Source organism: Arthrobacter sp. ASL1 (assembly GCF_056680475.1).
The window spans coordinates 1994116-2014334 of record NZ_CM155284.1; the positions used below are offsets into that span (position 1 = coordinate 1994116).

Here is a 20219-nt window from a genome sequence, read left to right on the forward strand (position 1 = left end):
CCGGCGCAGCTAGTTGGCGAAGACGTCCTGCAGCTTGCCGCGGACGTCCCACAGGGCCACCGAGTCACCGCCGTTGTTCAGGATGGAGGCCGTGCGGCCGTTGTAGTACTTCGTGGCCGTGTTGGTGCCGGGCCCGGTGTAGACGCGCAGTTCGCCGCCCGGCTTGATCGTGTAGCCGCGTCCGGTGGTGAGCGTGTTGTTGGCCGCGTCGCGCAGGACGATCCCCGAGGCGTCGATGGTGCGGCTCGTCGTGTTGCGCAGCAGCACGTGCTCGCCGCTCCCCGGCTGCACGTCATCGCCCGCGGGGTTGTTCACCGAGTCCGCGATCTGGAGTCCCTTGGCCTGCGGGAACGCCGCCTTCCCGGCCTGCAAGCGCACCGCCTGCTGCGGGAAGTCCCCGGTGACCATGTCGACCCCGAGGTCCACCGCAGCGGCGACCGATTCCGGGGAGCTGACCGTGTAGACACCGACATCCAGTCCGGCGGCCCGGACGCTGCCGACCTGGGCGGCGGTCAGTGTGCGGTAGTTGGTGCCCACGGAGTCCACGAACGTGGACCAGTCCTTCAGCGTCGCGGCCTCCGGGATGGCACCGCTGAGCTGCTGGAGTGGGACGTCCGGCGCCAGGGCGGCGAACTCTCGGTTGGACGACGGGTCGAATCCGAGGACGCTGACCTTCCCGGCGGCGACGAGCTTCTTCCAGGCGGGATCCTGGGCCAGCTTGCGGGCCACCAGCTGCTCGACGCCGGGCGAGTTCTTCGGCGACTTGATCTCCAGGTACACCCCGGTCCTGCTGTTGGCGACCTTCGCGATGTCGTCCAGATGCGGGATGCGCTCGCCGGCAAACTTCTTGCCGAAGTAGGAGCCGGCATCGAGGGCACGCAGTTCCTTCCAGGTGAAGGAGGTGATCGGGTCGTCCTCCCGCCCCGGGAAGACCTCCGCCACGTTCGTGGTGCGGGCGGGTGTGTCGTCGTGGAAGAGGAACGGGACCCCGTCCTTGCTCAGCTGCACGTCCGTCTCAATGAAGTCGGCTCCCGAGGCGCGTCCTGCCTTGAACGCGGCAATGGTGTTCTCCGGCGCGGCACCGGCGGCACCGCGGTGTCCGATGAGGACCGGGCCACCCGCCGGCACCTTGGCTGCCGCCGGTTCGACACCCGTGGGTCGGGTCGTCTCCGGAGCCGGCGGGGATGCTGCCGCGGGGCCTGCGGCGACCGAGACGGCCAGGGTGGCGGCGATCAGCGCCGGTGCTGCCAGCATGCGTAGCGGGGTGGTGGTCAAGGCCATGAGGGTGTTCCCTTCGGTGCATGGGTGGTGGTCACCACCCATGCTGTCCAGTCCCGACAACGGTGGAATCAACGACGAGTGAACACGATATGAAGGTCTGCACGCCGTGTTCCCGGGAGGGACGAAGCGCCTCTGGATTCCGGGGATTTTCGGCGTACCCTGAAGGTACAAGAACATCTTGTGGCAGTGACGAGGAGGTCATCATGAGCCTGTTCAGGCGGCACCGTGTGCACGAGAAGATCATTGCGCCGGCGGCCCATGCAGCCAGTTCTGCAGCCGGCAAGAAAACCATGGGTCCGGTGTACAAATACCGAATCAATGAGGAACTGGCCAATAAGATCGCCACCAAGGCCTACGGCCTGGGGCCCGACGGCCGGCCGAATATCCCGCGGATGCCCCTGAGCGGTTAGGCCGGGGCCTCGGCGGCCGCACTCTCATCCACCGACGTTGCCGATGGTGAACGCGGTCAGGAATCCCAGGGACGCGATGAGACCCGTGAGCAGATGGTGTTCTTCGAACGCCTCCGGGATCATCGTGTCCGCGAGCATGGCCAAAATGGCACCTGCGGCCACCGCGGTGATGAAGGCGACGACTTCCGCCGGGGCGTTCTGCAGCGCGGCGTACCCCACCAGGGCGGAGATCCCCGAGATCACCGCGATCCCGCCCCAGACGCCGAACACGTAGCCCGCACTGCGTCCTGCCTTCTTCATGCCGGCCGTGCTGGAGAGCCCCTCGGGGACGTTGGAGATGAACACCGCCGCCAGCATGGCCGGGCTGACGGCGCCGCCACTGACCAGCCCCAGTCCCAGCACCACCGATTCGGGGATCCCGTCGAGTAGTGCGCCGATGGCGATGGCGGTGCCGCTCCCAGGATGCTGTTCCTCGGAGGGCTGTTTGCCGCCGGACCGCTTGCGGTGTTTCGCCCCGCGGCGCTCCAGCAATGCATTGGCCGCGACGTAGACGACGGCACCGGCGAGGAATCCGGCCACCGTCGGCCACAACCCGCCACCATCTGCAGCCTCCGCCACGAGGTCGAAGGAGAGGGCGGAGATCAGGACGCCGGCACCAAAGGACATGATGGAGGAAACGACCTTTGGCGGGATGCTCCAGAGCCAGGACAGGCCGGAGCCCAGGACGAGCGCGCCGCCGGCAATCGTGCCCCACATCAGGGCCTGCAACCACAGGGGCATGTCCACACGCACCTTTCCCATCGAGTACTTCCTTCACGGTAGTACCCCTGGGGTTGGGGGCCCAGAAGCTGCGTCGGTGTCGCGGGTGCCACGCACGCCGCTGACATGTCCTTCGGGGAGCGCAATACTGGAGGGAAGCCACCATCCCACGAAGGAGCATCCATGAAAGCCCTGACCGTCACGCCCGGAACCAAGGATTCGCTGGCGTTGAATGACGTGGACTCGCCCGAACAGGACGAAGGCAGCATCCTGGTCGATGCCCTGTCCATCGGCCTGTGCGGGACCGACCGGGAAATCATCAACGCCGACTACGGGACGGCGCCGGAGGGCAAGGACCTGCTGGTGCTTGGTCACGAGAACCTGGGCAGGGTCAGCGAGGCCCCCGACGATTCCGGGTTCTCCCCCGGCGACCTGGTCGTGGGCATCGTGCGCCGGCCGGACCCCGTCCCCTGCGCCGCCTGCGCAGCCGGGGAGTGGGACATGTGCCTGAACGGGAAGTACAAGGAGCACGGCATCGCCTTGCTCGACGGGTTCGGCCGCGAACAGTGGCGAGGCAACCCCGAGGACATGGTCAAACTCGACGCCGCCCTGGCGGACGTCGGTGTCCTGCTCGAGCCGACGACCATCGTCGCCAAGGCGTGGGAGCAGATCGAGCGCATCGGGGCCCGCGCCTTCTTCGACCCGAAGGTCGTCGCCGTCACCGGCGCCGGACCGGTCGGCCTGCTGGCGGCGCTGCTCGGTGTGCAGCGCGGCTACGAGGTCCACGTGTTCGACCTCGTCAAGGACGGGCCGAAGCCGGGACTGGTGAAGGACCTGGGGGCGACCTTCCATACCGATTCGCTGCCGGATTCCGACCTCGAACCCGACATCATCATCGAGTGCACCGGCGTGCCCTCGGTGATCGTGGACGCGATCGCCAACAACGGCAAGAACGCCATCACCTGTCTGACCGGTGTCTCCAGCAGCGGCAAGCAGACGCCACTGGACGTCGGTGCCATGAACCGGACGGCGGTACTGGAAAACGACGTCGTGTTCGGCACCGTCAACGCCAACCGGCGACACTATGAGCAAGCTGCCGACGCCTTGGCAAAGGCCGACGCCAGCTGGCTGGGGCGCCTGATCAGCCGCCGCGTCCCACTGGACGACTACGCCGCGGCCTTCGAGCACCGCGACGGCGACGTGAAGGTCGTCGTCGACATCGCGAAGTCCTAGGCACTCCCGGACGGGTGGGGCCACGTGCCGATAGCGTGGGAGGCAGACCAGCCGGCCACCGGCCGGACCCGCCATCCCAGGAGCCCCGCATGCAACGCAACCTCCCCCAGTTCGCCGAACTGCGCCCGCTGTTGAAGTTCGAGCGGCCCAGCCTGGACTTCAGGTCCACCCGGCTGGCCCGGGCCGCCGACCTGTGGGACCTGCGGCGGATCGCCCGGCGGCGGACCCCGAAGCCTGCCTTCGACTACGTGGATGGCGGTGCCGGCCGCGAGGTGACGTTGGAGCGCAACCGGCGGGCCTTCGCCGACGTCGAACTGCTGCCCTCCATCCTCGGCGGCCATGCCTCGGTCGACCTGTCCACGACGATCGCCGGAGCCCGGTCGGCGTTGCCGGTGGGCATCGCGCCGACCGGGTTCACCCGGTTCATGCATGCCGAGGGCGAGGAGGCCGGCGTCGGCGCCGCGGCGGCCACCGGCATCCCCTACACGCTCTCGACCATGGGCACCCGGTCCATCGAGGAGGTCGCCGCCTTCCAGCCGAACGCCCGGCGCTGGTTCCAGCTCTACCTCTGGAACGACCACGACGCCTCGCTGGAACTGGTGAACCGTGCGGCGGCCGCCGGCTACGACGCCCTGATGGTCACCGTGGACACCGCCATCGCCGGGCAGCGGCTGCGCGACGTGCGCAATGGGATGACCATCCCGCCGAGGCTGAACCTCAAGACGGTGCTCGACGCCTCCTACCGCCCGGAGTGGTGGTTCAACTTCCTGACGACCGACTCGCTGAAGTTCGCCTCGCTGAGCGGCACCTCGCACGCCCTGCCGGACCTGATCAACTCCATGTTCGACCCCACGCTCTCGCTCGATGACCTGCGGTGGCTGCGCGCGGTCTGGCCGGGCAAGCTCTTCGTCAAGGGCGTGCTCACGGTCGAGGATGCGCGCAAGTCACTCGACGCCGGTGCCGATGGCCTGGTGGTCTCCAACCATGGGGGTCGGCAGCTGGACCAGGTCCCGGCCAGCCTGCATGCGCTGGCGGCCATCCGCGACCAGGTGGGCCCCGACGTCGAACTCATCCTCGATTCGGGCATCATGTCCGGCGGGGACATCGTCGCGGCGCTCTGCGCGGGCGCCGACTTCACCCTGATCGGGCGGGCCTACATGTATGGCCTGATGGCCGGCGGGCAGCAGGGGGTACAGCGTGCGCTGGACATCCTGACCGAGCAGATGCGCGTGGCCACCACGCTGCTGGGGGTCTCCAGCGTCGCCGAGCTCGGCCCGCAACACCTGCGGCTGGACGGCAGGGGCTCGGCGGCCCCGGTGATGGGGCCGGTTACAGCCCGTCCTTGACGGTGAGCACCTTCAGCGCGGCGGCGTCGATCTTCTTCCGGAATGCCGGGTCCGCTGTGGCCTCTGCGACGAGCCCGCTGGCGATGGCCGGGATGGCATCCTGGTTGACGCAGAGCATCATGGTGCCCCCGGCATTGAAGAACTTCTTCGCGCGGGTGGCGTACTTCCAGTCGCGGAACTGGGTGGCGTCGCACATGTCGTCGGAGATGACGATGCCTTCGAAGCCCTGGTCCCCGCGCAGCATGCCGTTGATGATGGTGTCGGAGAAGGCCGCCGGGTTCTTCGCGTCGATCTTCGCGTAGTAGGCGCTGGAAAGCATCACGAAATCGAGGCCGTCGTCGATGCCCTGCTGGAATGGAACCAGCGAGGGGTCGTCGCGGGTCGTGCTCGTGTCGGTGACCCCATGCGAGACGTCGGTGTTGCGGCTGACCTTGCCAAGCCCGGGGTAGTGCTTCATCACCGGGGCGACGCCGGCGGCCTCCATGCCGGCGGCGAAGGCCGAGGAGCCGGCAGCTGCACTTTCCGGGGTGTGGCCGTATTCGCGGCCGAAAGCGCCGATGGGTGCGTTCCCCGTGCCGATCGACGCCGGGACGGTGTCGGCCACCGGTGCCAGGTTGACGTTGATCCCGGTCGCAGCGAGTTCCCTGCCCCAGCCGGTGGCCCGCTGCCGGAGGGTCTGCGGGTCCCACGAGCCCTGGGTGATGCCGGCGGGGATGGTGGAGAATCCCGGGCCCTTGAGGACCTGGACCTGGCCGCCTTCCTGGTCGGTGGAGATGAACTGCCCGATGCCGCCGGTGCTCTGCTTCGAGACCGTCGACTCGATCTCCTGCACCGCTGCGGCCGTCGCGTCCACCCCGGCGGTGCTGCGGCCCTTGAGGAACGTGTTGCCGACGTGTTGCTGTTTCATGATCGCCAGTGCGGGTGCACCGGCGCCGGTGGCGGGCACGCCCATCATGAGGACCTGCCCCACCCGTTGCTCCAGGGTCAGCTTCTCCAGGCGCTGCTGCGCTGCGGATGGCGCCCGGGTGGTCGACGGTTCCCGGCTGCCCTCGGAGGACGACGGCGATGCCGGATTCGCGGTGCCGCTGGCACTGGCGGAGGCGGTACTGCTCGAGGTGCCGCCGGAGGAGCCGGCTCCACTGGTTCCCGCACCCGGGGCGCCCGAGGGCGAGGAGCCCGGCCCCGGCGTCGTGCAGGCGGCCAGCGGCAGGGCCGCGCAGATCAGGACGGCGGTGGCCGCGGTCCTCAAGCGTGTTCTCATCGTGCCCCTTCGGGGTCGGTGGCGGGCGGGCGTGGCGGTTCCCAGTCTAGATTGCGGGCGGCTCACTCCCGGCCCATGCGGGCCAGCCGGGCCCCGAGGTTGCGCAGGACCGGCCGCAACTCCGGAGGTTCGAGCACGGTGGCCTCGTACCCGAGCAGGGCGACGTGGAGCGCCACGAACTCCAGCGAATTGCCGCCCGCGGTGAGGATGCAGGCCTGGTCCCCATCGGCGTCGACGCTGGCCACGGTGGCGGGGATCTGTGCGCGCACGGCGCCGGCAGTGGCCTCGATGCGCACCCGGGCGACGTGCGCATACGGGTTCTGCGAGATCGCTGCCTGGACGAACCCGGCGGGGTCGGGGGCGTCCCGGCGCGTGAACCGGAAGCCCGTGGCGTGCACCGCCCCGATCCGGTCCAGCCGGAACGTGCGCCACGCGTCTCGCTCCAGGTCGAAGGCCATCAGGTACCAGCGCCGTCCTGCCGAGACCAGCCGGTATGGCTCGGCCCGGCGTTCGGCGGGGACGGCGTCGGGACCTGCAGCGGTGTAGCCGAAGGTGACCACCTCGGGGGTCCGGATGGCGTGCGCCAGCTCCAGCAGCCGGGACGACGGCACGATGTCGACGCCTCCGCGCGCGCCGTCGAGGGACAGCGTCGACGTGGCGACGGCCTCCACCGACGCGCGCAACCGGGCGGGCAGCATCTGGTCCAGCTTGGACAGCGCACGCAACGCCGCTTCGCCGACCCCGGCCACGGACCCGCCGGCGGCCAGGCGCAGGCTGACGGCGACGGCGACCGCTTCCCCGTCGTCGAGCAGCAGGGGCGGCAACGCCTTCCCGGCACCGAGCTGGTAGCCGCCGCCGACACCCTGGGTGGCGCGGATCGGATAGCCCAGGCGGCGCAGGCGCTCGACGTCGCGGCGGATGGAGCGCGTCGTGACCCCGAGCTCGGCGGCCAGTTCGCTGCCGGTCCACACCGGTCGGGACTGCAGCAGGTTGAGCAGGCCCAGGACCCGTTCGATCGTTTCGTCCATGGAACCAGCGTCCCACAGGTAGCGGACAGTACCTGTCCTATATCGATTGGAGACTGGTCCCATGAACACACCAGAAAACCAGCCCACGACCGCGCACCGCGTCGATTGGACCCACGAACTCACCGAACAGCTCGCCTGGCATTGGGAGCATCAGCTACGCCCCCGGATGGACGGCCTGACCGACGACGAATACCTGTGGGAGCCGGTCCCCGGGTGCTGGAACGTCCGGCCCCGCGGCCAGGCCGGGCCGGACCTGCCCGGCGCCGTGACCGGGGGCAGCGGCGACCACGTCATCGACTTCGCGTTCCCCGAACCCACGCCTCCCCCGGTCACCACCATCGCCTGGCGCCTGGGGCACCTGGTCGTGGCCGTGTTCGGGATGCGCAACGCCAGCCACTTCGGCGGGCCGGCGGATTCCTACCAGACCCACGACTACCCGGGCACCGCGGCCGGTGCCCTGGCCCAGCTCGACGAGGCCCACTCCCGCTGGATGGCCGGGATCACCGCCCTCGACGACGAGGCCCTGGCCACACCCTGCGGCCCGGCGGAGGGGCCGTTCGGCGACCTGCCGATGGCGACCCTGGTGCTGCACATCCACCGCGAGGTGATCCACCACGGCGCCGAGATCTCCCTGCTGCGCGACCTGTACCTGCACCGCACCCGCTGACCGCACCCCACCCACCCGTTCGAAAGGACCCACCATGCCCGCCATGCCCGGCCCCGTTGCCGACGAGAAGACCGCGCTGCTCGCCTTCCTGGCCCAGCAACGCCAGAACCTGCGCACCACCGCCTTCGGCCTGACCGACGAGCAGGCCCGCAGCGCCCCGACGGTCTCCGCCCTGTCCGTCGGGGCGCTGCTCAAGCACGTCACCGCCTGCGAGGCCAGCTGGGTCGACCGCATCGCCGCCGCCCCGGAACACCCCGCCTCCGACCAGATCCCGTTCGAGGAGGCGGTGGCGACCTACGCCGACCAGTACATGATGACCGCAGGCGACACCCTGGGCGGGCTGGTCGCAGCCCTGGACGCCCAGGAGGCCGCCACGAAGCGGATCGTCGCGGCGGCGACGCTGGACACCCCGGTCCCCGTCCCGCGCAGCGCCCCCTGGTTCCCGCGGGACATCGACGCCTGGTCGGTCCGCTGGGTGCTCGGCCATCTCATCGAGGAGGTCGCCCGGCACGCCGGGCATGCGGACATCATCCGCGAATCCATCGACGGGGCCACCTGGTTCGAGCTGATGGCCGCGGCCGACGGGATGGAGGAGACCCCGTGGCTGAAGCCGTGGGCGCCGGCCGACGCTACGAGTTCGCCAGTGCAGCCAGCACCAGCAGCACGGTGACACCCATGAAGGGCAGGCACAGCAGCACGTTGAGGACCCGGTGCTCGCTGAGGATCGCGACGAACTCGCGCAGGAACGCACTCGGCACGAAGTAACGGGCGGTCGGAGACCCGACCACTTGGGCATCGACGTCGTACTTGCGGGCCAGCAGGGCAGCACGCAGCACGTGGTAGTTGTTCGTGACCACCAGCTGGGATCCGGCACGGCCCGCCTCCTCCTGGACCTGCCGGGAGAAGCGCAGGTTCTCCCGGGTGGTGCGGGCCCGGTTCTCCGGGGCCACATCGGCGGCGGGGACCCCGGCGTGGAGGAGGTAGGCGGCCATGCCCTCGCCTTCGGCCCGGGACTCGTCGACGCCCTGCCCTCCGGAAGGGATCAGCAGCGGCTTCGGTTCGGGGGCGGCCCGGTAGAGGTCCACGGCCTTGTCGAGGCGGCTGGCCAGCAGCGGCGGTACCATCCCGCCGATGAGGCGGGAGCCCAGGATGGTGATGGCCGCCGGGGAGATGTCGTGCTCCATCCGTCCGTAGGCGATCGCATAGGCCAGGAAGACCACGAACACGACCCCGAGGTAGCTGCACAGGAAGAACAGCAGGAACGCGAACCCGATGGCCAGCGGGTTTCCCGAGAACACCAACAGCAGGGCGAACACCGGCAAACCCAGCATCGCGGCCCCCAACAGCAGGGTCAGCAGGTTGCCCAACCGGCGCCCCTCGCTGCGCAGCATGGTGATCCCGTTGGCAATGAGGAACCCGGCCAGCACCAGCACCGCCAGCGGCGCCAACGCCAGGACCGCCAACCAGACGTAGTCGAACGGCGGGAAGACGCGGGCGATCAGCTCCGTCGCCCCGCCGACCGCGAACCAGATGGCGGCGACCAGCACCACCCTGTTGCGCAGCATCCTGCGGTCCTTGCGCCGCAACCAGGCATAAAGTCCGGCGAGCAGGGCGGCCAGGATCATTGATGTCACGAATCAAGCCTACGCAACCGGCACATCTAGACTGGGCGGGTGCAGCAGACCCCCGGCCACGGCCCCACCATCGACTCCCTGTACTACTACCCGATCAAGGGGCTGAGCCCGCAGCGGCTGGACACGGCGCAGCTCACCGCCGGCCACGGTGTCGCGCACGACCGCCGGTACGCGCTCGCCCGCGCCGATGGCCGCTACGTCCCCGGCGCCAGGCAGGACCTGGGCAAACGCGAATTCCACGTCCTGATGCGCGAACCGGCGTTGGCCGGGGTGCCCAGCGAGTACTTCCCGGACACCGACACCGTGGAACTGCGCCCCACCCCCGGCATCGCCACCGCCTTTCCGGCCACGGGGCACGACGGCGGTGCCGAGCACGACGGCGGCCCCCTCCTGCGCGCGGACCTGTCCACCGCTGCGGGCCGGGCAGAGCTGACCGCGTGCATCGCCACGCTGCTGGAACTGCCGGCGGACCGGCAGCCGGTCTTCGCCGAGGAACCCGGACGCCGCTTCCCGGACCTGCTGCGCAGCGACGATCCCGCGGACATGCAGGCCGTCTCGATCATCAACCTGGCCTCGGTGCGCGAGCTGGCCCGTGCCGCCGGGACCGACATCGATCCGCTGCGGTTCCGCGCCAACATCTACCTCGAGGGGCTCGACCCCTTTGTCGAACGCGACTGGCTCGGCAGCGAGTTGGCAGCCGGGGGCGTCCGGCTGGACGTGTTCAAGGAGATCGCCCGGTGCACCGCGACCGAGGTCGGCCTCGATTCGGCGCGGCGGGACCTGCCGGTCCTGACGACGCTCCACGAGGCCTTCGGGCACACCAACATGGGCGTCTACGCGCACGTGCGCACCGCCGGTACCCTGGTGCCCGGCACCGTCGTCGTCCTTCTCGGCTGAGGACGCTATTGGATGCAGACTTGGCGTTCAGCGTTTCCAGAGTTCTTCGTCGAGCCACCCTGCGGCGAGACCCATCGACCCCACGTCGAGGACAACGTTTGCTGGAAAACGACGAAGATGTCCGGCAACGCGCAGGGGCCAGTCACCACCCCGGTTGATGATCTGGAGCAGATATGCCATCACGGCGAGCGCACTGTACGAGCCAAACTGTTTCGGAGCATCCGACTGGCTTAGATGCGCCAGAAGAGGGACTTGTCCAGGTTTTGGTCGTTTTGGTGCAGTGACCAACTTTCGGTTGAAGAACCTGGCGTGGTGGGCAGCGATGTTTCGGACGTAGTTGATCGTGGCAATCCAACTCTCCATCAGGCGTTTCGTCGGAACGCCGAATTCTGTGGCGATCTCCGTCGCAAGGTCATTGCGTAGCCCCGCATAGAGACGGGAAAGCTGGCCGAGTTCAAGCAGTTCCGTCAGCGCCCAGATCGGCATCTGACCGTTGTACTTCAGGCGGAAGTGAGCAACGAATGCCTCATCCGAACTATCGCGCCGCTCTTGGACCCTTGTCAGCCATTCATCCAAGCGACTGGGCACGCGCAGACTGCTGACCGGGTCGCTGCGTGGAGCAGTGAACGACGAGACGAAGGTGGCCGAGTCCTCGTGAGCGAACGCCCCGATTCGTCCGATGGCGTGGCCAATCTGGGTGCGCAATGCGATCTCAATGCGTTCGACGCCATCAAGTACGAGCAGCCGTAAGTCTCGATCAAATTCAAGGAGACGTGCGGCATCCTCGACCGAGCTACCCTGGCGATACGACCCCAGCACACGAGTGCGCTCTCGACCTCCGCCATCGATGTAGGTTTCGGAGGCGCGGAACGGGTAGAGGTAGCCCGTCAGCCGGTAGTAGCCCACGGTCCGGAGCAGGCTCCCGGCCGCAGCACGGTCTGGAATCAAGACTCCGCGGCCGGCAAGTTGGTCGATCTGGTCGTCGATCGGCAGCCACGGCTTTGCGTAGTCCACGACCGGCTCCTCCGAAGAAAGAAAATCGGCCCGAGCCGTGAGGCGAGCGGGCCGATCATGATGAACCCATCCTATCAGGGGCTTTGGCCTTTCATTATGGCTCGGTCCTTAATCGAAGCATTCCCGAACCGGCGCCCAATCGGTCAGTGCCAGCGTCAAAATTGATGGAACACGGGCACCATGGCTTCGGCGCGCCATCGCCACTAGCATCGGGGACAACGCAGCAACCCAGCCCGGACGGAGTCGCACCATGGCCGAGATCCCCACAGCATCCCTACGCACCGGCGCCTACATCGACGGAAGGTTCCTCCCCGCTGCCGACGGGGCGACCTTCGAGTCCCTCGCCCCCGCCACCGGGCGGAAGATCACCGACATCGCCGCCTGCGGTGCCGAGGACGTCGACGCCGCAGTTGTCAGTGCCCGCACCGTCTTCGAGGCCGGGACGTGGAGCCAGGCGGACCCCGCCGAGCGCAAGGCCGTGCTCTTGCGTTTGGCCGACCTCATCGAGGCCGCCACCGACGAGCTCGCGCTGCTCGAATCCGTCGACGCCGGCCGGCCGATCGCCAACTGCCACGAATTCGACCTGCCGGACACCATCGGCACCATCCGCTGGTATGCCGAGGCCGTGGACAAGGTCTTCGGCAAGGTCTCCCCCACCGGCTCCGGGGAGCTGGGGCTGATCGTGCGCGAACCGATCGGCGTGGTCGGCGCCGTGCTGCCGTGGAACTTCCCGGCGGCGATGCTCGCGTGGAAGATGGCGCCCGCCCTGGCCGCGGGGAACTCCCTGGTGGTCAAGCCGCCGGAACTCGCGTCCCTGTCCACGTTGCGGATTGCCGAACTGGCCACCGAGGCCGGGGTGCCCGACGGCGTCTTCAACGTCATCCCCGGGCTGGGGCACATCGCCGGACGGGCGCTGGGGCTGCACCCCGACGTCGACATGATCACGTTCACCGGGTCCACCGAGATCGGCCGCGAATTCCTGCGCTACTCGGCGGACAGCAACCTAAAGAACATCGCCCTGGAGTGCGGCGGCAAGTCCCCGCAGATCGTGCTGGCGGATAACGCAGACCGGCTGCCCGACGTCGCCGACGACCTGGCGGAGGCGGCCTTCTGGGCCTCCGGGCAGAACTGCTCCGCCGGCTCACGGATCCTGGTCCACGAATCGATCCGCTCCGAATTCGTGGACGAGCTTGCCCGCCGGGCGCAGATCCGCACGGTCGGGGACCCCTCATCGCCGGAAACCGTCACCGGCCCGCTCATCGAGGCTTCGGCGCTGGAGCGGGTGCTCGGCTACGTCGACGGCGCCCGGTCCGCCGGCGCCCGGATCGTCACCGGCGGCGAGGCGCTCTTCACCGAAACCGGTGGTTGGTACATCGCCCCCACCGTCATCGACGGCGTCGACCCCGGCATGGACATCGCCCGCGAGGAGGTCTTCGGCCCGGTGGTCGCCGTGATCGGTTTCGACGACGAAGCAGCGGCGCTGCGGATGGCCAACGACACCGAGTACGGGTTGGCCGCGACGATCTGGTCGCGCGACATCGACACGGCGGTTCGGTTGGCGCGCGGCGTCCGCGCGGGCACCGTGGCCATCAACGGCTACAGCGAGGGCAACATCACCACGCCGTTCGGCGGGTACCGGACCTCGGGTTTCGGCGGCAGGGACAACGGGCTGGAGGCCTTCGAGCAGTACACGCAGCTGAAGACCATCTGGCTGACGATCAGGTAGCGGCCACGACGGCCAGCGCCAGCCCGCCCAACACGATCACCGCGCCGGCCGTGGAGAAGACGGCGACGGCGTCGGCGGCGATCCGGCCGCTGGCGATCCCATGGGCCCGCACATGGTATCGGCGGCGCTGCGTGGCGTAGATGGCCAGCGCCCCACCGGCGGCGACGGCCACCAGCAGCAGGATCGGCCACCCGTAGTGCGGCATCCAGCGCAGGAAGACGGCGCTGACCACGAAGAGCGAGAGCGTGGTCCGCCCCCAGGACATGACCGTGCGCTCGGGCTGCAGGCCGGGATCGTCGTGGGCGCGGGTGATGGGCGTGGACATCGGTGGCCTAGCCCGAAACGGCCAGGACAATGACGATGACCGCGGCGGCCAGCGCACCGCCCAGACCCAGGACCGGAATGATCGCCGGGAACGGCAGCGGCCGGTGGTGGCGCATGCTCGTCTCGACCCGCAACCAGCGGAACACGGCCCCGGCGCTGATGAGCAGGCCGATGCAGATCACCATGATCGAGATGGCCTTCCGCAGGTCGGGCGGGAACGCGTCGAAGGCGAAGGCCTCCAGCGCGATGCCCCCGGCCAGGAACGCCAGCGACGTGCGGATCCAGGCCAGGAAGGTGCGCTCGTTGGCGAGGGTGAACCGCGCATCCGGTTCGTCCCCGCCGGGCAGGACCCTTCCCGCCAGCCACCCGCGCTGCGCCGGTTCCTTCTCGTTGCCCGTTTCGGCCACCGTGGTCCTTCCGTCGTCGTTACAACAGCCTATCGAGAGCGCGCTGGCCATCTCACCGCCACTGCGGGATCAGTCCAAATTCCGGCGCGTTCCCTCGCTCGTCAACAAGACGGCAACCATGCCGGCCACCAACACGAGGATCCAGAACACTCCGATCAAACCGAATCCGCCCCCACCAAGAACTACCAAACCTGCGGCGATCATCGGAGTGAAACCAGCTCCGAGCATGGAAGCACCTTGGTAGGCCAGCGAGGCGCCTGTGTACCGGACCCGGGTCGGGAATTGCTCCGCGATGTACGCCCCGATCGGCCCGTAGAGCATGCCTTGAATCACGCCATTTCCCACGACATCGGCGATGGCGAAACCCCACAGCGTGCCGTTGGTCAGGAGGAACAGCAAGGGGTAGGCAAAGACGATTCCGAGGGAGCCGCCGATGAGGAGCATACGATTGCGCCCGATTTTGTCGGACATCCGCGCCGCCCAAAAGGTGACTACCAAGGTAACCACAGCCCCGGCTGCCTTCCAGTTCAGCACGCCGGAACGATCGACGCCGTTTTCCACGGCAACCGCGACACCCCAGACAGTGATGATGCCCTGGCAGCAAAAGAAGCTCATGGTCGCGATCAGCGCGATGAGCACGGCGCGTGGATGGCCGCGCAAAACCTCGATGAGAGGCAGCTTCCGCTTTTCGCCTTCCTGCGCCAGCTTGGCGAACATCGGCGTTTCCTGGACCTTGAGTCGAATCACCAAGCCGACCACGATCAGCACAGCACTGAGCAGGAAGGGAATCCTCCATCCCCACTGCAAAAACTGCGCACCGGTTGCTGCCTACGCCGCTGAGACGACCAGAGTAGCCAGGATGGCGCCCGCTGGCCCGCCCGCATTGGCGAACGAAGTGGCGAAACCCCGCTTGCGCGCCGGGGCGTGCTCCAGTGCCATGAGGGCCGCTCCACCCCATTCCCCGCCGACTGCGATGCCCTGGATGACCCGCAGCAGCATCAACACTATGGGCGCGGCCGCGCCGATCTGCGCTGTGGTGGGCAGCAGCCCGATGAGGACCGTCGATGCGCCCATCATCATCATGGAGAACACCAGCATCTTCTTGCGGCCGATCCGGTCACCGTAGTGTCCGAAGACAATTCCCCCCAGAGGACGGGCAGCGTACCCCACTGCGAGCGTCACGAAGGAGGCTAGAACTGCGATCTCGGGCTCGAGGTTGGCGAAGAAGACCTTGTTGAAAACAACTGCAGCCGCCGTCGCATAGAGAATGAAGTCGTAATACTCGATCGCACTTCCGATAAAGCTTGAGGACAGGATCCGGCGCATGTCCTTGGTGTTCAGCGTTTCTCGACCCGGCTCCGCACCCTTCGTCGGGTCGGTGGCCACTAGCGGTTCTCGGTTCATCATTTGTCCTGGTCTCGGAGAAGGGATGGGGGCGGATACGGCAATGGTGTCGGTGGCCGTCCGTGGTGACAGCTTGCCTACACGGTCGACCGGTCAAGAGTCCGCTGAAACGAGATGACGTCAAGGTCGTCGGGGACGATGAATTCCCCAGAAAAATGCGGTTCAGCCTGCTGCCAGACGTGGTCAGGTGCCGTCCCAGGCACCAAGTGGTGTAGTGCGAGGGCTCGAGCACCTGCTTCCTCCGCGGTTCTGGCCGCGTCCGCCACACTGGTGTGCGACTTGTAGTGGTGGTCTCGGGCAGCCCGCGCTCCGTCATCGGTGGCGTCACCGTAGGTCCGTTCGACGTATCCGAAGTCAATGGCCTCGTGCAGCAGCAAGTCAGTATCGCGGGCAAGGCGGGCCATGTTTGGGGTGAACGCGGTGTCGCCGGAGAAGGTGACCGACCCCTGCGCGGTGTCGAAGCGCAGCCCGAACGCCGGTGCTACCGGAGGGTGCTCCACCAGGATGGCGGACACGGTCACCAGGTCGTCCCGGTAAATCTCGAAAGGCTCCATCTCCGGGGTCGGGTTTTCGTTGGGGTGGTAGCCGATCTCGGCGGGAACGGCGATATCGCTGGCGTCGAACAGCTCGAACGGCGAGGGGCGCAGGCTGTCAAAGATGCGGTCATTCAGATCCGTGGCGTGCGCATTCACCAACATCTCGAACATTTCCCGGGTGCCCGGGGTCGGGTTCGCAGGATTCACGGCCTGTGGCTCTGAAGTGGCCCGCGGCGAGGTTGCCGGGAGCATCCCGCGGTTCCCGGGGCCGATGATCCTTACGGGATCGCCGCGACGGTCCAGCAGCTCATACAGCCCGAAGACTGCCAGGCTGGCCAGATCCACGGTGTGGTCAGAATGCAAGTGCGTCAGGAAGATGCCGCGCAGATTCCTCAACTCGAGGCCCGCTTCGCTTAGACGCCTGCCAACCCCGTGGCCGCAATCAACCAGGTAGATGTTGTCGCCCACGATGACTGCTGTGGCGATCCCGGTGCGGCGGCTGGCTGCCTCCTCGCGCCACCATTTTGGTCCGCCGGCAGTGCCGAGCGTGACAATACGGGGCCTGAGGTCCGATTGGGGGGCGAGCGGTATGGGCGGATACATGGGTCCTCCTGCATGAATTGGCTGGTCCCAGTGTGTCGCGCAACACATAATATGAATAGTCGATTGATTCGATGTCGATCATCAGGAGAACTTATGCCAGAAATGACGCTGCGACAGCTCCAGTACTTCGTGGCCGTTGTCGACACCGGCTCAGTCACCGCAGCCGCCCGTCAGTGCCATGTATCTCAGTCGGCGGCATCCATGGCATTGTCGGAGCTGGAGCGGGGCCTGGCTGCCGACCTGCACTTTCGAACCCGGTCAAAACGTGTCGTACCCACATCTGCGGGCGTCGAGTTCGCCGCCCGTGCCCGCGATATCCTCGCCAGGGTTGCACTCGCGGAAGAAGCCGTGTCGGAGAGCTTCGTCCAGATGAAAGGTCAACTGCGCATTGGCTGCAGCCACACTCTCTCCCCGCGACTCATACCGCCACTGGTGGAACACTTCGCCATCCACCATCCGGGAGTCGACGTGACGTTCCGCGAAGGCGCACCATGGCGGATGCAGCAGGAGGTGACCCACGGTCGCCTGGATATGGCGCTTGTCTATGCTTTGCAGTCCGACCCCGCGATGACTTCGATACCGGTGACGGACGTCCGGTTGCACGTCATGTTGCCTGCAGACCACCCGCTCGCCGGCCGCGACGGCATCTCGTTGCACCAAGTCGTCGACGAGAACGCAATCCTCCTGGCCATCCCCCCAACCGTGGACAGACTTACCGAGATTTTCGACTCCCTCGGCCTGACCCCGAAACTCCGTTGGAGCAGCACCAACGCCGACACCATTCAGTCGATGGTCGCCCGCGGACTGGGCTACTCGCTGTTCAACTCCGTTCCTGCTCGCTGGAGCAGCGTCGATGGTTTAGGGGTTTCCTACGTACCGGTCATTGACGACATCGAGCCGAACGCTATCCATGCCATGCTCGCACCCGCACACCGCGCCCCCCGCCGCGTACTAGCCGCCGTGGATTTCTTGCGCGAATTGGAAGCCATAAATCAGACGTAGGACTCGACGCCCTGCACCTGCCGCGCGTGATGCTCGACCAGGAGGGGCCCGCCACCCAGCTCAAGGCGGCCCGCATCGAGGTCGCGACGATCATCCGCGCTGCCGAGCAGCGTCTACCGCAGTCGTCCAGCCATTACGACGGCGGAGCCCCCTCGCTGTCGGCCTCCGCGGGCCCGGGCCCTTCCCTGCCCGTTCCGCGCCGCTAGGATTCGCCGAAGCCGCCCTCGACGGCGCGCCGGACCACGTCGAGCGCCTGCTGCGCCTCTGGGCCGGAGGCGCTGACGTGAAGTTCGGTGCCTTGACCGGCCCCGAGGGTCATCAGCATCATGACCGACTGCGCGTCGACCCCGTTGATGTCGACCTCGACGTCCAGGGCAGCCAGCTCCGATGCCAGGGCCGCCGCTGGACGGGCGTGCAGACCCAGCGGGTTGACGAGGGTGAACGTCGAGGTCAGCTCAGCCGGAGCCGCGCCGTCCGCTTCCAGGCCGGCAGCCCCCGCGGTGGACGCTCCTGCATCGGACGCCTCCGCGCCCGACGGTCCCGACCGGGCCGACTCGGCGGGGGACCACGCCGTTTGCGCGGCGTGGAGCACGGCCGCCTGGTCTGCCCCGCCTTGGGCCGCAACGGCTGCGGCCACCGCACCCTCGACCAGGGGCGCATCCGCCAACCGGGCCCGGGCGGGACGGTCCTGGAACTCGATGGCGGCCTCGGCCGTCATGACCGCCGATCCGAGGTCGGCCAGGACCACGACCCCGTCGCCGCTGTCCGCCTCGTCCAGTGCCGTCATGATCTTGTCCAGGGAGGTGCCCACGTTCCCGTCGTCCATGCCCCCGGCGGCGACCAGGACCACATCGTGCGCCATCTGGGATGCCAACTCCACCACGCCCGCGGCCAGCTGGGCACTATGGGAGACCACGACCAGGCCGACGGTCATGCGGCATTCCTTGCCGCCGCGTCCGCCGCGGCCCGCAGGATCAGCGCCGAGGACGCGGCCCCTGGGTCGCGATGCCCCACGGCGCGTTCGCCCAGGTAGCTGGCGCGGCCCTTGTGCGCGATCAACGGATCGGTGTCCACGGCCCCGCCCTCGGCAGCGGTGGCCGCGGCCTCCAGGACGGCCAGCACCCCCTGCTCCTGGGCGGCGGCGGCGGCATCCACCGCAGGGGTCCAGGCATCGATCATCGTCTTGTCCCCCGGTGCGGCCTTGCCGCGGGCGACGACACCGTCGCGCGCGCTGGTCAGGGCCGCCACGAGTGCACCGGCGTCGAGGGTCTCGTCCTCGCCCACGGCGCTGGCCGCACGCAGGTAGGCCGTGCCGTACAGCGGGCCCGCCGCCCCGCCGACGGTGGACATCAGGGTCATGGCCGCCACCTTGAAGGCGCTCCCCGGGGTGGGCGGCGCCTCCGCGTCCAGCTTCGCCACCAGGGCCGTGAAGCCACGGTGCAGGTTCTCACCGTGGTCCCCGTCTCCGATGGCCCGGTCCAGTTCGCCGAGCTCGACGCGGTGATCTGCTATCGCGGCAGCGCTGCGTCGCAGCCAGTCGATGGCCCAGTCGGTTCCCAGGGTGTCCGCCATCTACTTGCCCCACCGCAGTGCCGGAGTGAGGACGGGCGCATCCCAGAGCTCGGTCAGCTCGTCGTCGAGCCGCAGGACCGAGATGGAGCAGCCCTGCATGTCCAGGGCGGTGATGTAGTTGCCGACCAGGGACCGGGACACCGCCAGCCCGGCATCCTGCAGGACCTGCACCGCCCGCCGGAAAACGATGTACAACTCACTGGACGGGGTCCCGCCCATGCCGTTGACGAACAGCAGGACCTCCTCCCCCGCCACGGGGTGGAGGTCGGCCAGGATGGGTTCCAGCAGCCGGTCCGTGATGCCGTCCGCCGGTTCCAGGGGAATCCGGTGCCGGCCGGGCTCGCCGTGGATGCCGATGCCGATCTCGATTTCGTCATCGGCCAGCTCGAAGCTCGGGACCCCCGCGTGCGGGACGGTGCAGGCGCTGAGCGCCACCCCCATGCTGCGCACGTTGTCGTTGACGCGGTTGCCGATGGCGGCAACGTCGTCGAGCCCATCCCCCCGCTCGGCCGCGGCCCCGGCGATCTTCTCGACCAGGACCGTGCCACCGACGCCACGCCGCCCTGCCGTGTACAGCGAGTCCTCCACGGCGACGTCGTCGTTGACCAGCACCGTGCGCACCTCGATCCCCTCCGCCTGGCACATCTCGGCGGCGGTCTCGAAATTCAGGACGTCGCCGGTGTAGTTCTTCACGATGTGCACGACGCCGGCACCGGTGTCCGCGGCGCGGGTCGCCGGGATGATGGCGTCGGGGGTGGGCGAGGTGAACACCGGCCCGGGGACCGCGGCGTCCAGCATCCCGTGCCCTACGTACCCGGCATGCAGCGGTTCATGGCCACTGCCACCACCGGAGAGCAGCCCCACCTTGCCCTCCCGCCCCTTCCTGCGGGTGACGAAGAGCGGATCCCGGTGGATGGACACCAGATCGGCGTGTGCCAGCCCGAATCCGTCCACCGACTCCTGGACGACGGCTTGCGGGTCGTTGATGAGCTTTTTCATGTCAGCACACTCCGGGTTCTCGACATTGTGGCGTGGGGGCCGGCGACCTGGCGCCGGGCGCCGGATCCGTCCCTTGCCAGCAGACTACTCGGGCCCCCCGCGCCGGGATAGGGTCG

At 68.2% G+C, this 20219-nt stretch carries 21 protein-coding genes and 1 pseudogene; 9 read left to right on the top strand and 13 right to left on the bottom strand.

The window, feature by feature from the left end; all coding sequences use genetic code 11:
• Nucleotides 1-9: 9 nt before the first annotated feature.
• Nucleotides 10-1281 carry a glycerophosphodiester phosphodiesterase family protein gene (locus AC1MEQ_RS09360; RefSeq protein WP_479790107.1) on the bottom strand — a complete coding sequence of 424 codons (1272 nt, stop codon included), beginning with the start codon at nucleotides 1279-1281 and terminating at the stop codon, nucleotides 10-12.
• A gap of 203 nt (nucleotides 1282-1484) precedes the next feature.
• On the opposite strand from AC1MEQ_RS09360, the gene AC1MEQ_RS09365 reads away from it, so the two are divergent.
• The gene (locus AC1MEQ_RS09365) at nucleotides 1485-1691 is read left to right on the top strand and encodes a hypothetical protein (protein ID WP_479790109.1); all 207 of its coding nucleotides are present in this window, start codon (nucleotides 1485-1487) and stop codon (nucleotides 1689-1691) included.
• A gap of 24 nt (nucleotides 1692-1715) precedes the next feature.
• On the opposite strand, the gene AC1MEQ_RS09370 is transcribed toward AC1MEQ_RS09365, so the two are convergent.
• On the bottom strand, nucleotides 1716-2471 hold the full coding sequence (locus tag AC1MEQ_RS09370) for a ZIP family metal transporter (RefSeq protein WP_479796098.1): 756 nt from the start codon (nucleotides 2469-2471) through the stop codon (nucleotides 1716-1718).
• Nucleotides 2472-2633: 162 nt separating this feature from the next.
• Between AC1MEQ_RS09370 and AC1MEQ_RS09375 the strand changes: the two genes are divergently transcribed.
• Both AC1MEQ_RS09375 and AC1MEQ_RS09380 read left to right on the top strand, forming a co-directional pair.
• Nucleotides 2634-3683 carry a glucose 1-dehydrogenase gene (locus tag AC1MEQ_RS09375; RefSeq protein ID WP_479790111.1) on the top strand — a complete coding sequence of 350 codons (1050 nt, stop codon included), beginning with the start codon at nucleotides 2634-2636 and terminating at the stop codon, nucleotides 3681-3683.
• A gap of 89 nt (nucleotides 3684-3772) precedes the next feature.
• Nucleotides 3773-5029: an alpha-hydroxy acid oxidase gene (locus tag AC1MEQ_RS09380; RefSeq protein ID WP_479790113.1), complete on the top strand. Its 1257-nt coding sequence runs from the start codon at nucleotides 3773-3775 to the stop codon at nucleotides 5027-5029.
• Here the strand turns inward: AC1MEQ_RS09380 and AC1MEQ_RS09385 are convergent.
• Both AC1MEQ_RS09385 and AC1MEQ_RS09390 read right to left on the bottom strand, forming a co-directional pair.
• On the bottom strand, nucleotides 5013-6290 hold the full coding sequence (locus AC1MEQ_RS09385; RefSeq protein ID WP_479790115.1) for a glycoside hydrolase family 3 N-terminal domain-containing protein: 1278 nt from the start codon (nucleotides 6288-6290) through the stop codon (nucleotides 5013-5015). The two genes, AC1MEQ_RS09380 and AC1MEQ_RS09385, sit on opposite strands and share 17 nt — an antisense overlap.
• A 62-nt stretch (nucleotides 6291-6352) precedes the next feature.
• Nucleotides 6353-7318 carry a helix-turn-helix transcriptional regulator gene (locus AC1MEQ_RS09390; RefSeq protein ID WP_479790118.1) on the bottom strand — a complete coding sequence of 322 codons (966 nt, stop codon included), beginning with the start codon at nucleotides 7316-7318 and terminating at the stop codon, nucleotides 6353-6355.
• A 61-nt stretch (nucleotides 7319-7379) separates the two neighbouring features.
• Between AC1MEQ_RS09390 and AC1MEQ_RS09395 the strand changes: the two genes are divergently transcribed.
• Complete coding sequence (locus AC1MEQ_RS09395; RefSeq protein ID WP_479790120.1) at nucleotides 7380-7985, top strand: DinB family protein; 606 nt, start codon at nucleotides 7380-7382, stop codon at nucleotides 7983-7985.
• Nucleotides 7986-8019: 34 nt separating this feature from the next.
• Nucleotides 8020-8655: a DinB family protein gene (locus AC1MEQ_RS09400; RefSeq protein WP_479790122.1), complete on the top strand. Its 636-nt coding sequence runs from the start codon at nucleotides 8020-8022 to the stop codon at nucleotides 8653-8655.
• On the opposite strand, the gene AC1MEQ_RS09405 is transcribed toward AC1MEQ_RS09400, so the two are convergent.
• On the bottom strand, nucleotides 8615-9610 hold the full coding sequence (locus AC1MEQ_RS09405; RefSeq protein WP_479796099.1) for a YdcF family protein: 996 nt from the start codon (nucleotides 9608-9610) through the stop codon (nucleotides 8615-8617). The two genes, AC1MEQ_RS09400 and AC1MEQ_RS09405, sit on opposite strands and share 41 nt — an antisense overlap.
• A 48-nt stretch (nucleotides 9611-9658) precedes the next feature.
• Here AC1MEQ_RS09405 and AC1MEQ_RS09410 point away from each other — a divergent pair, with 48 nt between their 5' ends.
• Nucleotides 9659-10516: an MOSC domain-containing protein gene (locus AC1MEQ_RS09410; protein WP_479790124.1), complete on the top strand. Its 858-nt coding sequence runs from the start codon at nucleotides 9659-9661 to the stop codon at nucleotides 10514-10516.
• A gap of 27 nt (nucleotides 10517-10543) precedes the next feature.
• Here the strand turns inward: AC1MEQ_RS09410 and AC1MEQ_RS09415 are convergent, their stop codons facing one another.
• Entirely contained in the window at nucleotides 10544-11530 is a 987-nt protein-coding gene (locus AC1MEQ_RS09415; RefSeq protein ID WP_479790126.1) for an Abi family protein, read from the bottom strand.
• 250 nt (nucleotides 11531-11780) lie between these two features.
• Between AC1MEQ_RS09415 and AC1MEQ_RS09420 the strand changes: the two genes are divergently transcribed.
• Nucleotides 11781-13256 (top strand): aldehyde dehydrogenase, encoded by a 1476-nt coding sequence (locus tag AC1MEQ_RS09420; protein ID WP_479790128.1) that lies wholly within the window; start codon nucleotides 11781-11783, stop codon nucleotides 13254-13256.
• Here the strand turns inward: AC1MEQ_RS09420 and AC1MEQ_RS09425 are convergent.
• From AC1MEQ_RS09425 to AC1MEQ_RS09440, 4 genes and pseudogenes are all read right to left on the bottom strand, one after another.
• Nucleotides 13249-13581 carry a DUF202 domain-containing protein gene (locus AC1MEQ_RS09425; RefSeq protein ID WP_479790129.1) on the bottom strand — a complete coding sequence of 111 codons (333 nt, stop codon included), beginning with the start codon at nucleotides 13579-13581 and terminating at the stop codon, nucleotides 13249-13251. The two genes, AC1MEQ_RS09420 and AC1MEQ_RS09425, sit on opposite strands and share 8 nt — an antisense overlap.
• A gap of 7 nt (nucleotides 13582-13588) precedes the next feature.
• A complete protein-coding gene (locus AC1MEQ_RS09430; protein ID WP_479790131.1) occupies nucleotides 13589-13987 on the bottom strand; it encodes a YidH family protein in 399 nt (132 codons plus the stop codon).
• 69 nt (nucleotides 13988-14056) lie between these two features.
• Nucleotides 14057-15394, bottom strand: a pseudogene (locus tag AC1MEQ_RS09435) (MFS transporter).
• A 74-nt stretch (nucleotides 15395-15468) separates the two neighbouring features.
• Nucleotides 15469-16530, bottom strand: a complete 1062-nt coding sequence (locus tag AC1MEQ_RS09440; RefSeq protein ID WP_479790133.1) for an MBL fold metallo-hydrolase — start codon at nucleotides 16528-16530, stop codon at nucleotides 15469-15471.
• 93 nt (nucleotides 16531-16623) lie between these two features.
• Here AC1MEQ_RS09440 and AC1MEQ_RS09445 point away from each other — a divergent pair, with 93 nt between their 5' ends.
• Both AC1MEQ_RS09445 and AC1MEQ_RS09450 read left to right on the top strand, forming a co-directional pair.
• Nucleotides 16624-17532 carry a LysR family transcriptional regulator gene (locus AC1MEQ_RS09445; RefSeq protein WP_479790135.1) on the top strand — a complete coding sequence of 303 codons (909 nt, stop codon included), beginning with the start codon at nucleotides 16624-16626 and terminating at the stop codon, nucleotides 17530-17532.
• 26 nt (nucleotides 17533-17558) lie between these two features.
• On the top strand, nucleotides 17559-17738 hold the full coding sequence (locus AC1MEQ_RS09450) for a hypothetical protein (RefSeq protein ID WP_479790137.1): 180 nt from the start codon (nucleotides 17559-17561) through the stop codon (nucleotides 17736-17738).
• Here the strand turns inward: AC1MEQ_RS09450 and dhaM are convergent.
• Genes dhaM through dhaK form a run of 3 tightly spaced genes read right to left on the bottom strand, consistent with a single transcriptional unit; the run spans nucleotide 17735 to nucleotide 20103 of the window.
• Nucleotides 17735-18466: a dihydroxyacetone kinase phosphoryl donor subunit DhaM gene (gene dhaM / locus AC1MEQ_RS09455; RefSeq protein WP_479790139.1), complete on the bottom strand. Its 732-nt coding sequence runs from the start codon at nucleotides 18464-18466 to the stop codon at nucleotides 17735-17737. The genes AC1MEQ_RS09450 and dhaM overlap by 4 nt on opposite strands.
• Nucleotides 18463-19104, bottom strand: a complete 642-nt coding sequence (dhaL, locus tag AC1MEQ_RS09460; RefSeq protein ID WP_479790142.1) for a dihydroxyacetone kinase subunit DhaL — start codon at nucleotides 19102-19104, stop codon at nucleotides 18463-18465. Before dhaL ends, dhaM begins: the two co-directional genes overlap by 4 nt.
• Nucleotides 19105-20103 (bottom strand): dihydroxyacetone kinase subunit DhaK, encoded by a 999-nt coding sequence (dhaK, locus tag AC1MEQ_RS09465; protein ID WP_479790144.1) that lies wholly within the window; start codon nucleotides 20101-20103, stop codon nucleotides 19105-19107.
• Nucleotides 20104-20219 lie beyond the last annotated feature (116 nt).

Excerpts from the sequence above, each read along its gene's own strand:
- AC1MEQ_RS09360 (WP_479790107.1), bottom strand. The coding sequence starts at position 1,281 with ATGGCCTTGACCACCACCCCGCTACGCATGCTGGCAGCACCGGCGCTG.
- AC1MEQ_RS09365 (WP_479790109.1), top strand. The coding sequence starts at position 1,485 with ATGAGCCTGTTCAGGCGGCACCGTGTGCACGAGAAGATCATTGCGCCG.
- AC1MEQ_RS09370 (WP_479796098.1), bottom strand. The coding sequence starts at position 2,471 with ATGCCCCTGTGGTTGCAGGCCCTGATGTGGGGCACGATTGCCGGCGGC.
- AC1MEQ_RS09375 (WP_479790111.1), top strand. The coding sequence starts at position 2,634 with ATGAAAGCCCTGACCGTCACGCCCGGAACCAAGGATTCGCTGGCGTTG.
- AC1MEQ_RS09380 (WP_479790113.1), top strand. The coding sequence starts at position 3,773 with ATGCAACGCAACCTCCCCCAGTTCGCCGAACTGCGCCCGCTGTTGAAG.
- AC1MEQ_RS09385 (WP_479790115.1), bottom strand. The coding sequence starts at position 6,290 with ATGAGAACACGCTTGAGGACCGCGGCCACCGCCGTCCTGATCTGCGCG.
- AC1MEQ_RS09390 (WP_479790118.1), bottom strand. The coding sequence starts at position 7,318 with ATGGACGAAACGATCGAACGGGTCCTGGGCCTGCTCAACCTGCTGCAG.
- AC1MEQ_RS09395 (WP_479790120.1), top strand. The coding sequence starts at position 7,380 with ATGAACACACCAGAAAACCAGCCCACGACCGCGCACCGCGTCGATTGG.
- AC1MEQ_RS09400 (WP_479790122.1), top strand. The coding sequence starts at position 8,020 with ATGCCCGCCATGCCCGGCCCCGTTGCCGACGAGAAGACCGCGCTGCTC.
- AC1MEQ_RS09405 (WP_479796099.1), bottom strand. The coding sequence starts at position 9,610 with ATGATCCTGGCCGCCCTGCTCGCCGGACTTTATGCCTGGTTGCGGCGC.
- AC1MEQ_RS09420 (WP_479790128.1), top strand. The coding sequence starts at position 11,781 with ATGGCCGAGATCCCCACAGCATCCCTACGCACCGGCGCCTACATCGAC.
- AC1MEQ_RS09425 (WP_479790129.1), bottom strand. The coding sequence starts at position 13,581 with ATGTCCACGCCCATCACCCGCGCCCACGACGATCCCGGCCTGCAGCCC.
- AC1MEQ_RS09440 (WP_479790133.1), bottom strand. The coding sequence starts at position 16,530 with ATGTATCCGCCCATACCGCTCGCCCCCCAATCGGACCTCAGGCCCCGT.
- AC1MEQ_RS09445 (WP_479790135.1), top strand. The coding sequence starts at position 16,624 with ATGCCAGAAATGACGCTGCGACAGCTCCAGTACTTCGTGGCCGTTGTC.
- dhaM (WP_479790139.1), bottom strand. The coding sequence starts at position 18,466 with ATGACCGTCGGCCTGGTCGTGGTCTCCCATAGTGCCCAGCTGGCCGCG.
- dhaL (WP_479790142.1), bottom strand. The coding sequence starts at position 19,104 with ATGGCGGACACCCTGGGAACCGACTGGGCCATCGACTGGCTGCGACGC.
- dhaK (WP_479790144.1), bottom strand. The coding sequence starts at position 20,103 with ATGAAAAAGCTCATCAACGACCCGCAAGCCGTCGTCCAGGAGTCGGTG.